A 13,813-nucleotide genomic window follows, 5' to 3' on the forward strand; every position below is an offset into this window, starting at 1 on the left:
AGATATCATTGTGTGATGTATCTCTTTTTTGTAACATTTTTTTGACATTTAAATCGTTAGTCGATTAACTGGTCTGATGACTGATTAGGCTAGGTGATTCCAATGTTAACCCCTCTACAAAAAGCAAATTTCTATTTAAGCATGTTTGGCTTTTTCAAAGTCCCACTCATCTGGCTGTGTCGACCAAAGCTTCTGGTACTCGATAACGAGCGTGTAGAGGTGAAAATTCCGCTTAGAAGGCGCACCAAAAACCATCTTAATAGCATGTATTTCGGAGTTTTAGCTGTAGGTGCGGATGTAGCAGGTGGCTTTCTTGCTATGAGTAAATCTCAACAGCAAGGTGAGAAGATCTCTTTGGCGTTTAAAGAGGTGACAGGTAACTTTCTGAAGCGACCTGAAGGCGATGTGCATTTCACTTGTACTGACGGTGAGCTGATCAACACTATGCTGGCAGAAACCATGTCGACCGGAGAGCGAGTAAATCAGCCAGTAACCATTATCGCAACCTGCCCATCACTGCATGGCGAAGAGCCCATGGCAGAATTTACACTCACGCTCTCTATCAAAAAAATCCCATCTAGAAAGTAACCACAAGTATCTGCTTAGAATGGTATTTGGTGGGGCTCGAACTAACAAAAACGGTATGTGAATGTATATCCACATACCGTAATAGCACGAATCGCAGTAGTTCTATGACTCTTGTGTGATTTGCTCGATATCGACAATCTTTGAACGGTTCATGACTATTTTCCAACGATAGTAAGTTGGTTCATTATCGTGGTTGTTCTCTTTAATGATCAGATTGAGCAGGTGACGCTTCTCAACGGACTCTCGACTCACTTGACCTTCATTCAATCGATAAATCTTGTTCGAGCCCTTATCCATTAAGCGTGTCAGCGCTCTTAGACTGATCGACAAGGTTTCACGCGTTTCCTCGTAGCCACTCATAAAGGTTGATGTCGACATCTCTGTGTGCGACCGGTAATGCAAGATTTGCTCTTCACGCTGTACCACACGTTTCTTACGTATCGACTGAATGCGGTCAGCGAGCTTAGAAAAGTTTGCGTAGTCCAACCACTCAAGTTTATGACCAACTGACTTATTGGTTGTTGGATCGTAATAACGGCGTTTCCACTTTGGCTTACCTTTACGAAGCCAGCGCCAAAGAATGTCTCTTAAATCGTCTTTGAATATCTCACGTAGTGCATAGATGAAAGACATTGCGACGATGAAAGAAGCGGTAATCTCTCCTAAGAAATCTCGGGCTAAGATAACCGTTGTGGTCACAACCACCATCACTAAACCTGTCGCAACACCTTTTACTGCTCGTTTAACGTTTTTACCCATTGAGGTGGTTTTCTCTTTGAGTACGATAGGGTGCTCAATCAAACGACGCAGCAATCGCATCTTGTTACTCAAGCGGGTTACGTCTTCTCGTACCTTCGCTGAGTTGTATCGGTTCAGTTTGCGGTGAGCGGTCTCTTTATCGCAAAGGGTTAAAAGTCGCTCTTTGATGGTTGAGTACTCGCTACCACGAGGCATGTGTGACACTAGCGATAGGAATTTTTGCTCGGTATACCAAGATAGGTAGTTGTCTATATTGGCATAGTAGCGTTTCAGGTTTTCTTCATAAGGGATACTTCGACGCAGCTTCTTTAATATGTCTAAAGCAAGTTCAATAACCTCATCCACTTCGTCAGCCGTTACGTCGTCACTATCATTTTTATTTAAGCTGCTGACCGCTTTATCTAAAGCGATAACATATTGGTAGGCGAACAAGCTCAAACTTACACGGTATTGAGTGGTAGACAGTCGTCCCCGTTTTGCTAAACGGCTGTGTACTAGGGGGAGTAGTGTTTTATCACTGTAGTACGCGCGTTTTTGAGTGATTGAGCTATAGAAAAATGCGCTCTCAGAAAGTACTTCTGGAGTGAGTCCAAGTTCACCGGGAATGAATAGATAAACATCCATGTCGAGCTTTTTTGTCTTAGCCATTGCATGGTTAATTTTGAGTGTTATCGCATCTTGTTTATCAACGGTGATCAACGATGGCTCCTAGAATGTAAAAATATGAATGAAACTAGCGAAAGCATATCAGAGATCACGTATAATCTCCGCCAAATTTAAAGTAGAGACAATCTTGATGATAAATATTGGTCAAATAAACAACTTAGAAGTAGTAAAACAAGCAGATTTCGGTGTATTCCTTGACGCTAGCGACTATGGAACGGTGTTGCTGCCGAAACGATTTACTCCTGAAGGTGTTGAAATTGGTCAAAAGTTAGATGTGTTCTTATACATTGATTCTGACAACCAGATCGCTGCAACGACTGAAAAACCTATCGCACAAGTTGGCCAGTTTGGCTTGATGACTGTTGAAGGTGTAAACAGCACCGGTGCATTCATGAACTGGGGCGTGAAAGGCAAAGACCTATTGGTTCCTTTCAGCGAACAACGTGGTCGATTAAACGAAGGCCAGTCAATCTTAGTATATGTGTACATTGATAAAGCATCTAGTCGCATTGTAGGTACAACTAAGTTTAACAAGTGGTTAGACAACACTCCGGCGAATTACAAACGCAACCAGCAAGTTGACTTAATCATCGCTGAACGTAGTCAGTTAGGTTACAAAGCGATCGTTAATGGCGAACACTGGGGCATGATTTTCCCATCAGACATCATCGGTAAATTATTTATCGGTAAGACGCTGAAAGGCTACATTAAAAACATTCGTGAAGAAGACGGTAAGATTGACCTTTCTCTTCAGAAAGTTGGCGTAGCTAAGATGGATGACCTAAGCATTAAGATCTTAGACTTGCTTGAGAAGAAAGGCGGCTTTTTGCCTTTGAATGATAAGTCTTCACCTGAAGCTATTTTCTCTGCTTTCAGAACCAGTAAAGGTACATTCAAAAAGACCATCGGTGGTTTGTACAAAGCTGGAAAGATCTCTATCGATAAAGAAGGCATTAGCTTAGCTAAATAAGCCGAGCTCTCGGTTAAAAAAAAGCCCAAGCAACGCACGTTGTTTGGGCTTTTTGTTTGTTCGCCTATCTGCCTATTCAGCGATAGGGCTGTAACTCTGGCTAGAACAGGTTTTTATCACGCACTAATTCTCGTGGTAGACCGTTTTTGACTCGGTTTCCGACCCACTTACCAAGGCCAATGATTGCGCCATTGTATTTGACCAGCACTTCACCTTTGCCGGATAAGCCTTCTGGGCGAACATCTCTACCCATGAACCATTCGCGAGCATCGTCGATAGTCAGCTCAACGATGTTAGCTTCGTTGCCTTTGGCTAATGTCGTTGCCACTTGGTGTTGCCAACGGTAGCCTTTTTTGTGGGTTTCAGCGATCTTGATACCCATGCGAGAGAAACGGAATTCACCGATCATAGGCTCTAATGCTTCGGGAAATAGCCAGACGTCTTTGTCACGAGTCCAGACTTGAGTATCTGATGGTAGCTCGATGTCCAATGCACTTAAAAGCTGCTCTGCAACTTCTTGTTGTGCTTTCTTCGAAGCCTTCTCGAATGGAAACTTGCCTAAACGCTTCTTCACTTCTGTTGGTGTCACAGATGCTAATTTTCGGATGCGAGCAACGAAGAAACCTTCAGAGTCATAAACCTGAGGGAATATGTGTAGGAAGCCTTCTTCTGTTGTGGTTGCTTTCGCGTTATCGAATAGAGATTCTAAAGATTCAAACTCAACCGCATCACCAAAGGTCTCTTTTAAGTGATGACACACTTGTTGGTTTTCTTCTGTGCTTAACGTGCACGTCGAGTAGACCAATACACCATTAGGTTTGAGAGCGTGGAATGCACTTTCAATGAGGTCTTTTTGCGTGTCAGCAATTTCAACAACCGACTGATACGTCCAGTTCTTCATTGCGTCGGCATCTTTGCGAATCGTGCCTTCACCAGAGCAGGGCGCATCCAACAATACAGCGTCGAATTGTTCAGGTAACCAACCACCAAACACACGACCATCAAAATTACTTAGCGCTGCATTTCTTACGCCGCAGCGTTCAATGTTAGCGTGAAGCACTTTAACTCGGCTTGCTGCATATTCATTGGCAACCAACACACCACTGTTGTGCATCAACGCTGCGATTTGAGTGGTTTTAGAACCTGGAGCCGCAGCGGTGTCGAGAACTGCTTGATAGTTCTCTTCGCCTTGGAAAAGCGCTGACGGTGGCATCATAGAGCTCGCTTCTTGGATGTAGAACAAACCAGACATGTGCTCGGCAGTATTACCTAGTGGAGCTTCAGTTTCATCGGCCGTGATCCAAAAACCCGTTTCACACCAAGGTACTGGTTCCAGTTCCCAACCTTTATCTTTCGCGCGCACTAGAAAGTCTTCAACACTGATCTTGAGTGTGTTTACGCGAATACTTTTACGAAGTGGCTTTTGACAAGAAGCGACAAACGAAGCCATATCTAAATGGCTAGGCATGATGCTTTCAATATGAGTAAGGAATTCTTCTGGGATATATACGTTAGCGTGCAAAAGGGTATCTCGATTTATAGCGTTAATGCGGGCAGTTTAAAGCAAAATGAGATTGTCCTAAACCAAATTTGCTTTAAACAATAAAAATGCAGCTCAAAGGCTGCATTTGGATGTTAATTGTCGGCTATTCGCTCAGAGAACCGATGGCTATAACGCGCGTTTATGGGCGAGGGATAGCCGTTCTCCACGATTTCCATTCGTCTTCCGCTTTAGGGTACAAGTAGAAAGACTGGTCTTCTTGTGCCAAAGGCTGCAGTTCATTAGTCGGTGGTGTTGAGAAGGTTATGCCTCCTCTGATTAAGCTATCGACAGTACCTGCTTTGATGTTTGCGCCGGACAAGCCGATAGACACATCCACCCCCGATACATTCCAGAACACACTGTTGGCACGAATTAAGTAAGCGAACTCTGGTTTGATTTGAATGGTAGAGATAATACGATCTGCAAACTCACCAAGTTGAACGTCAATGACTGTGCCGATTTCTAGTTCGCGGAATAGAATCGGCGTACCTTCTGATACTGAACCGCGACTCTCACTTTGCAGCGTGAAAATCTTGCCTTCAGGTTGAACTGGACCATTACTTAGCATGAATGCTGTGGTTTTGCTTCCTTTACCCGGTTCAACTTTAATGTGCTTGGAAATCAGAGAAGAGACATTCTTAATCCCATTCAACCCAATCTCCGGCTCAGCTAGCCAAAAATGGCTACCAGCAACAGCTATCTTATCGACATACTCTGGCAGGATACGAGCCGTAATCTCAATGCCACCTTTAGTGAAATTCGGAACGACTAAAGTCACTTCACCGACATTGACGCCTTGATATTTAATTGGTGTACCTTTGCTAATCTCTTGATCGCCCGAAGAAGTAATCGTGATGGCACGACCAAATTTACGAGCAGATTTAGAATCAGTATAGAGTTTCCAAACATCACCCAGTTTGTTGTCGATACCTGGCAGTGAATCAAACGCGATACCGCCTTGAATCAGAGTTTTAACCGGAGCCGCTTTGATGCTGATACCAGACAAAGACGCGTCAACCTCAACACCTGAACGGTTCCAGAAAACCGTGTGTTTGTTGATTAGGTGTGTGTAACGGTTTTCAATGGTGACCTGGATTCTCACACCACCGTCGGCAAGCTGGAAGTCACTGATGCTACCGACCTGAAGATTGCGGTAGAGTAGTGGGCTGCCTTTAGAAATTGACGGTAACTCACTTGCGAACAGTGATAGTGTTTTAGAGCCCGATTGGTTGAGCTTTGCAATTTCAGCGAGTGATTTGCTTTGGAACAGTTGGTAGCTTGGTCTTGCTTGAGCCTTACCTTCACTCACAAAGCTAATTGAGCCTGTCAGTAGTTGTTTTGCAGGTGGAACGGTAACGCTTAAACCAGACTCAGTTAATTCTGCACTCGCGCTACCTGTCACGAAAAAGCGGTTGTTGCTTTTAATGAGATGTGCGTATTCATTATCGATCAACGCATCCATGAACACTTCATGCTTATCGCTTCCTGTGCCAACGCCATCAACTAAACCGACTTTGATGATAGAGCCGACTGCAATCCCTTTGTAAAGTAGCTGCGTACCAACATCTAAACCGAAAGAGTTATTGGAGGTTAAGCGAATCGCTACTGATTTTTCCTGTTCTTGGCTGTATTCCGTTTTGCGAATCGCGGTAAAGCGGCGCGCTTTTTCACCCTCACCAGGGACTAGCGTTAAGAAGTTGCCTGTTACTAAGTTCGCGATATTCTTCATACCCGTCAGTGATAGTTCGGCTTCCTCAAGAATGAACTTACTACCACTGTTTAGGAAGTCGCTGAAAGCAGGCTGGATAGCTGCTGAAGCAACAACGTTTTCTCGGCCTTCGCTGAGTGATAAGTCGGTAATTTGACCGATTTCGATGCCGCGATACATGATTGGAGCGCCAGTTGCACTGATCTTGTTGTCATCAGGAACAGCGATCTTAATAGAGATACCACGACCAGCAGTTTTTAGATCTGGGTAGAGTTTGAATTTGGTGTTCATCTCAACTGGCTGACCATCTCCAGGTGAGTCTACGGCGATAGAACCACCTAATAGAGCGCTTAGGCTCTCTAAACGAACATCAACGCCTGAAAACCCAATGCTTGCTCCTAAGCCACTAACATTCCAGAAACGGCTTTGGTCGGTAATGATATGGCTGTATTCATCTTTAATAGCCGCTTGAATCGTGACTGACTTGCCGCTTTCGTTAAGCTGGTAGTTGTAGACCTCACCGATTGGGATCTTACGATAAACAATCTGAGAGCCAACAGAGACGCCACCCAAATCTTTTGTTGTCAGTGATATGTTCAAGCCATCGGCAGCTAACAAGTCAGAAGGTGCAGACTCCAAAGCTTGGAAAACAGTTTCTGGCTCTTGTTTGGTCTCACTTGGGTGAATCGCAATGTAGTTACCAGATACAAGTGCATCTAGCCCAGAAATACCAGACAAGCTTGCGGTCGGCTTCACTAACCAAAATCGAGTGCCTTTAGACAGCAGCTTTTTCGCTTCCGGATAAATATCAGCATCAACATAGATATTAGATAAGTCTTTCGAGAGGGTAATATCGCGAACCATACCCACTTCTAAGCCTTGGTAGCGAATTGTGGTGCGTCCTGCGACTAAGCCTGCCGCATCTGAGAAGTAGATCTGCACACGTTGGCCTGCATCATGGACTGACTTCATTACGAGCCAGCCTGCAAGCGCGACGGTGAGGATCGGGAGAATCCACAAAGGGGAAATGCCTTTGTTTTTTCTGACTTCCGGTGAATATGATTTTTGTGATTGGTTATTGTCGTTCATTCACTGACTCATCTTTAGAGGTAGAGTTATCCCAAATTAGCCTAGGATCTAAGCTTTCCGCTGCCAGCATTGTGAGAACTACAACAACGCCGAAAGCGACTGCACCATAACCTGGTGTGAAGTTTAAAATTTGTCCACGGTCGACCAATGTCATCATGATCGAAATAACGAAGAGATCCATAACGGACCATTTCCCCACCCATTTCACAATAAAATAGATGGTCATGCGTTGTCTGTGGTAAAGCGCTCGTTTCATTTGAATACAAATCAGTATGTAAGCAAGCCCAAGAATTTTAGCCACGGGAACGACAATACTCGCAATAAAAATGATGGCAGCGATGCCGTACATGTCGCTATTAATTAAAGAGGCGACACCGGAAATGATCGTATCTTCGAGTCGTTGGCCGTTTGTAATAAGAATAGATATAGGAATCACGTTCGCTGGCACAATCGCAACGGCGGCAGCAAAAAGCAGTACCCATGTCTTTTGTATTGAGTAAGGCTTGCGGTGATACAAAGCATGATGACAACGAACACAAGCGTGACCTTCGGGCTGAGAAAGATGGCAGTTATGGCAGTGCACGTTCTTGCTTTCGGTAAAGCTGTATTCCGACTCTTTTGCCCATGCTTCCCAGTAACGTCGAACACTAATTCGGCTCACCAGTAAAACGCTAAACAGCTGCAACAAGATAAGGCCAATTAAGCCGGGGCCAACAAAGATGTCTGAATAGTCTTGTAGCTTAAAGCACGAGATAGCAACGCTGACTAAGAATACATCCAGCATCATCCAGTGTTTTAAGGTTTGAATGATTGCCAGCGAGTAGCGGAACGGCGTAAAAAGTGCGAAACGAAGTGAAAAATGGCTAATGAGCACAGAGCCACAAACCAATAAAGGGGCAATGGAACTGCAGAACAGGATAAGCAATCCAAGTAGTGGAAAGCCTTCACCCATCAAGGTAAACACGCCGGAAGGTAGCGTAGCAGGGATCATCACCCCGATAAGGCGGATGCTAATAAAATCGAAAAAGTGAGAAGGGATAAACAGCAATAAGCAAGTGACCGCGATTGCTAGGTTGCCAGATAGGCTAGGGGTGCCGCCGCGGTAAAGTTGAGTGCCGCACCTTGGGCAATAGGCCGACTTACCTAACGGGATATCCATTTTATCAACGGGCAGTTCGCAGCCTTGGCATAGTCGCACAGAGCTGCTGTCGCATTGATGTTCGGTTGATAAGTCTTGGGGTACGGATGGGGAGGTCATGCGACCTCCCAAATAGAATTGTGCGTCAGTTTAGAAGTGTGGTGTACGGAAGTAGAACAATAAACATCAGGCGTGCGACTGCACACTGCCATAGAGTGTTTGATAAAGTCCTTGTTGTTCAACCAGTTCACCATGTGTTCCCGTCTGTGTGACTTGCCCATCTTCTAAAACATAGATTAAATCGGCTTGTTTCACCGCTGATAATCGATGAGCCACGATCAAAGTTGTGCGATCTTTCAAAAACTCGCTCAATGCTTTGTGTAAAGCGGACTCTGTTGCCGTATCTAGTGCTGATGTCGCTTCATCAAGAATAACAAACTTAGGATTACTCAGCACCATGCGGGCTATGGCTAGGCGTTGTCGTTGACCACCTGAAAGGCGAACGCCATTCCTACCAATTTGAGTATCTAAACCGTTACTTAGCTGCTTGATTACGTCTTGCATTTGAGAGACTTCAAGCGCACGCCACAACGACATCTCATCGTAGTCAGCACCAAGTGTCAGATTATGCCTTAATGTATCATTGAAGAGTATAGGTTGTTGTAAAACAACAGCAATTTGATTGCGTATAATATCAAAGCTGATGTCGTCGGTGGTTTCACCGTTATAGCGTATACACCCAGAGTCAGCTTGATAAACCCCAATCAGCAACTGGATTAGCGTGGATTTACCACCCCCGCTTGCGCCCACCAAAGCCACCTTTTTACCAGCAGGTATGTGTAGCGAAAGGTTATTTAAAACAGTGTTTTCTAATGTGTAAGAGAATGTAACGTTTTCAATGTCGACTGTCACTTCCTTATCATCATGGAATGGATTTACCTTACTAACCGGGCGTCTCTCTTCTTCCAGTTGTAGGAGATCGTTAATACGCTGCAGTGCTGCCTTAGCGCTATACCACGAGAATTGAATGCCGAGTAGCTCTTGAACAGGTCCTAACATAAACCATAAGTAGCCGAATACCGCAAAGATTTGACCAATGGTTAAGTCACTGAACAGAACCATCAGCATCGCGACCGCACGGAACAGTTCAAAACCTAGTAGGAAAAGTAGAAAGGAAAGTCGACCAGCGGCTTCTGATTGCCATGCGTATTTGTCAGCATCGATTCTTACTTGGTTCGCTTGAACTTTGAGTTCATCAAGGAAAATACGTTCTTTGTTAGCTGCGCGCAGTTGATAGATGCCGTCTAGTGTCTCTACTAATCGGTTTTGAAAACGCTCAAATGATTGGTTCTCGTGTTTCTTCAGGTGCTTAACTTTACTGCCTAGTCTGCGTGAGAAGTAAATGACAACAGGATTGACCAGTAAAATGAACAGTCCTAAACGCCACTCTAGCCACAATAGAACGATCGCTGTGCCGAACACAGTTAAAAAGCTGATTAGGAATTTAGACAGTGTTGAACCAATAAACTTATCGATGGTCTCTATGTCTGTGATTAAGTGAGCATTGATGCCGCCACTGCCTTTTGTCTCGTATTGTCTGATGCTGATGCGACCGAGTTTGTCGATCATTTTGCTGCGCATCTTATAAGTGATGGTTTTAGAGACTAGAGTGAACTGACGCCCTTGAAGGATGTTAAGCCCTTGGCTGACAGTACGCATCAAGATGACAAGTAAAAGAGTCAAGGCAATGTAGCCAGTAGGGGTTTGCATTGAGGTTGGCAGCAGATGGTTCATCATCTCAAGCCCAGATGCTGGCTTGTCGAGAAGCACTTCATCCACCATGAGTGGCATTAGCAGCGGGATAGGGACACTGATTAGTGTCGCGAGCACCGCGATGATGTTGGCAAACACCAGTTTGGACTTGTGTTTTTTTACTTGAGTTATCAGCCAAGAACGGCTAATAGTGTCATCTGAATCGGTCATTTTAATGAGAATAAGTCCTATTTAGGTGGGTGGTCGCATTCTACTGTGTTCTCTTAATAATGGAAGTCTCAATTTAATTGGAAGTTAATATGAAAATAGAACATTACCATCGCTTAACCAAACAAGCTGTTGCATTAATCGAATCAGAAACCGATATGATCGCAAATTTGTCAAATATCAGTGCATTACTGTCGATGGAGCTTGACGATCTTAACTGGGCAGGCTTTTACTTAATGAAAGGCGATGAATTGGTTCTTGGTCCATTTCAGGGTAAGCCTGCATGTGTACGTATTCCTGTCGGTCGTGGTGTATGCGGAACTGCGGTTTCGACAAATACCGTTCAACGTATATACGACGTGCATGAGTTCGAAGGTCACATTGCTTGTGACGCGGCAAGTAACTCAGAAATTGTGATTCCGTTTACGATTGATGGAAAAATAGCAGGCGTACTGGATATCGATAGCCCAAATGTTGGTCGATTTAGCGAAATTGACGAGGAAGGACTGACGTTTTTCATGGCTGAAGTGGAAAAGCTGCTTAATTCGCACGCGAACAAGGCATAAATTATTCTCTTACTGTGGTTTTTCCCAAGCATCTCTCTATAATACGTAAAAATATTTTCTTAATGCTCGCGGAAAACCGCAAAAACCAGGAACCCACATGGAAAACACTGAAAAGTTAAAAAACAGCAAAGAAGTTATCGCATATATTGCTGAATGTTTCCCTAAATGCTTTACTTTAGAAGGTGAAGCGAAGCCACTTAAAATTGGTATTTTTCAAGATCTTGCTGAACGTCTAAATGAAGACGAAAAAGTAAGTAAGACTCAGCTTCGTGCAGCGTTAAGACAGTACACATCATCATGGCGTTACCTGCACGGCGTAAAAGCTGGTGCAGAGCGTGTTGACCTAGACGGCAACGCGTGTGGCACACTAGAAGAAGAGCACGTTGAGCACGCTAAAGCTACACTTGCAGAAAGCAAAGCTAAAGTTCAGGCTCGTCGTAAAGAGCAAGCACAAAAAGCTCGCGAAGAAGGCAAAGCGAAACCTAAGGCGAAGAAAGCTCCACAGCCTCGTCGCCAAGCGCCTAAAGCACCAAAAGTAGAAAAGCCTGTAGAAACACGCGCTTTGAACGCTGACGAATTCATCGCTGGCAAAGAAGTAAATGTGAACATGGGTAAAGGAAACATGGCTGCGACCATTGTTGAAATCAATAAGGAAGATGTACGTGTTCAGTTAGCAAACGGCCTACAAATGGTTGTTAAAGCGGAGCACTTGCGCGCTTAAAGGAGATACTCCTACGCATGAAATGCCGTTCAAAATTGACACTGATTGCTGCTAGCTTTTTGCTAGCAGCTTCAGCTCAGGCTCTTGAAGCCAAATTAGATCAGGACGATTTACCTCTACTCGCTCCTGAGGTCCAACACGAAACTGCTAGTAAACGTGTTACTTCTCGATTTACTCGTTCCCACTATAAACACTTCAATCTCAACGACGATTTCTCTCAAGCTATCTTTAATCGTTACTTAGAGATGCTGGATTACAATCGTAATATCTTCACCCAAGCTGATATTGACTCTTTCTCTGCGGCATCGAAGCAAATCGATGACCAGTTAAAAGCAGGCAATAACCAGATTGCTTTCGATGTTTACAATTTGTCTATGCAGAAGCGTTTTGAACGTTTCCAGTATGCATTGTCTTTGCTCGATACTGAAATCAAGTTTGATACCGATGAAACTATCGAACTTAATCGTAGTGAAGCAGCGTGGCATAAAGATATCGCTGAAGTGAATGAGCTTTGGAGAAAACGCGTTAAATACGATGCGTTGAATCTAAAACTAACTGGTAAAGAGTGGCCAGAGATTCAAGAAGTTTTGGAAAAGCGTTACAACAATGCGATGAAGCGTATTACGCAATCGCATAATGAAGATGCTTTCCAGATCTACATGAACGCATTTGCACGAGAGGTCGATCCTCACACTAGCTACCTTTCTCCAAGAAATGCAGAGCAATTCCAATCTGAGATGAATCTTTCTCTAGAAGGGATTGGTGCTGTGCTTCAAATGACAGACGACTACACCGTTATCCGTTCTTTAGTTGCTGGTGGCCCTGCGTCAAACAGTAAACAATTGAGCGATGGCGATCGTATTGTCGGCGTTGGTCAAGATGGAGAAGAGATTGTTGATGTTATCGGCTGGCGCTTAGACGATGTAGTACAACTTATTAAAGGCCCGAAAGGGACTAAAGTGAAGCTGCAGATCTTACCTGATGGTAAAGATGCAAAAAGTCACGTTGTCACAATTGTTCGTGATAAGATTCGTCTAGAAGACCGCGCTGTTAAATCAGAAGTTATCGAGAAAGATGGTAAGAAGATTGGTGTACTAGAAGTGCCAAGTTTCTACGTTGGCCTTTCTAAAGATACCGACAAACTGATCACTGAGCTCAAAGAGCAAGGTGTCGAGGGTATCATTGTCGATCTTCGTAATAACGGTGGTGGTGCACTTACCGAAGCAACGGAACTCTCTGGTCTATTTATCAAAGAGGGGCCTGTTGTCCAAGTTCGTGATAGCTATGGTCGTGTCAAAGTGAACAGCGACACCGATGGTAAGATCAGTTACCAAGGTCCGTTAACGGTATTGGTGAATCGTTACAGTGCATCAGCATCTGAGATCTTTGCCGCTGCAATGCAAGACTATGGTCGTGCGATAATCCTAGGTGAGAACTCTTTCGGTAAAGGAACGGTGCAACAGCATCGCTCTTTGAATCATATCTATGATTTGTTCGATAAAGAGTTAGGCTATGTTCAATACACAATCCAAAAATTCTACCGTATCAATGGTGGTAGTACGCAAAATAAAGGGGTAGTTCCTGATATTGCTTACCCAACGCCGATTGATCCAGCAGATACAGGTGAAAGTGTCGAAGATAATGCACTACCTTGGGATAGCATCGACAAAGCGAAGTACTCAGTGTTACAGCGTAACGATGAGAAAATCGCAGCGTTAACGGCTAAACACCAAGCTCGTATCGCGACAGACATGGAATTCGGCTTTATTGCGCAAGATATTGAAAAGTATAAGGCGGATAAAGACGACAACGAACTTTCTCTGAATGAAAAGGTTCGCCAGCAAGAGAGTGATGATGCGGAAGCACTTCGTTTAGAACGTATTAATCAACGTCAAAAAGTCGCTAAGTTAGAGCCTTTCAAAACGTTGGACGATGTTCCGAACGACTATGAAGCCCCTGACGCTTATCTTGATGAGTCGGTTGCAATCATGCTAGATATGATAAAGAAATAGGCTTACCGCCTGTTGAAATTAAAAAGCGAGCTTAGGCTCGCTTTTTTTGTATCTGTTCGGTCTGATGTATCTC

General features: G+C 44.1%; 10 protein-coding genes. 5 read left to right on the top strand and 5 right to left on the bottom strand.

All coding sequences use genetic code 11. The annotated features are described in order from the left end of the window. Positions 1-102 precede the first annotated feature (102 nt). Entirely contained in the window at positions 103-588 is a 486-nt protein-coding gene (locus JC606_RS00075) for a PaaI family thioesterase (protein ID WP_102425695.1), read from the top strand. A gap of 102 nt (positions 589-690) precedes the next feature. On the opposite strand, the gene JC606_RS00080 is transcribed toward JC606_RS00075, so the two are convergent. Next, the gene (locus JC606_RS00080) at positions 691-2,046 is read right to left on the bottom strand and encodes a hypothetical protein (protein ID WP_061033454.1); all 1,356 of its coding nucleotides are present in this window, start codon (positions 2,044-2,046) and stop codon (positions 691-693) included. A 28-nt stretch (positions 2,047-2,074) separates the two neighbouring features. On the opposite strand from JC606_RS00080, the gene JC606_RS00085 reads away from it, so the two are divergent. Beyond that, on the top strand, positions 2,075-2,983 hold the full coding sequence (locus tag JC606_RS00085) for a CvfB family protein (protein ID WP_008223483.1): 909 nt from the start codon (positions 2,075-2,077) through the stop codon (positions 2,981-2,983). Between the two features lie 100 nt (positions 2,984-3,083). Here the strand turns inward: JC606_RS00085 and rsmF are convergent, their stop codons facing one another. From rsmF to JC606_RS00105, 4 genes are all read right to left on the bottom strand, one after another. Next, positions 3,084-4,505 (bottom strand): 16S rRNA (cytosine(1407)-C(5))-methyltransferase RsmF, encoded by a 1,422-nt coding sequence (rsmF, locus tag JC606_RS00090; protein WP_137406474.1) that lies wholly within the window; start codon positions 4,503-4,505, stop codon positions 3,084-3,086. Between the two features lie 160 nt (positions 4,506-4,665). Next, positions 4,666-7,323 (bottom strand): PqiB family protein, encoded by a 2,658-nt coding sequence (locus JC606_RS00095; protein ID WP_198777549.1) that lies wholly within the window; start codon positions 7,321-7,323, stop codon positions 4,666-4,668. Beyond that, a complete protein-coding gene (locus tag JC606_RS00100; RefSeq protein WP_137406472.1) occupies positions 7,310-8,593 on the bottom strand; it encodes a paraquat-inducible protein A in 1,284 nt (427 codons plus the stop codon). The genes JC606_RS00095 and JC606_RS00100 overlap by 14 nt, the downstream gene beginning before the upstream one ends. Positions 8,594-8,647: 54 nt before the next feature. Next, positions 8,648-10,444, bottom strand: a complete 1,797-nt coding sequence (locus JC606_RS00105) for an ABC transporter ATP-binding protein (RefSeq protein WP_198777550.1) — start codon at positions 10,442-10,444, stop codon at positions 8,648-8,650. 89 nt (positions 10,445-10,533) lie between these two features. Here JC606_RS00105 and JC606_RS00110 point away from each other — a divergent pair, with 89 nt between their 5' ends. From JC606_RS00110 to prc, 3 genes are all read left to right on the top strand, one after another. Then, positions 10,534-11,007: a GAF domain-containing protein gene (locus tag JC606_RS00110; protein WP_008224656.1), complete on the top strand. Its 474-nt coding sequence runs from the start codon at positions 10,534-10,536 to the stop codon at positions 11,005-11,007. A 97-nt stretch (positions 11,008-11,104) separates the two neighbouring features. Next, entirely contained in the window at positions 11,105-11,728 is a 624-nt protein-coding gene (gene proQ / locus JC606_RS00115) for an RNA chaperone ProQ (RefSeq protein WP_004742319.1), read from the top strand. 17 nt (positions 11,729-11,745) lie between these two features. Then, entirely contained in the window at positions 11,746-13,740 is a 1,995-nt protein-coding gene (gene prc / locus JC606_RS00120; RefSeq protein WP_198777551.1) for a carboxy terminal-processing peptidase, read from the top strand. Positions 13,741-13,813: the final 73 nt, after the last annotated feature.

The sequence above is a fragment of the Vibrio sp. IB15 genome, assembly GCF_016406055.1.
Lineage (GTDB): Bacteria > Pseudomonadota > Gammaproteobacteria > Enterobacterales > Vibrionaceae > Vibrio > Vibrio chagasii.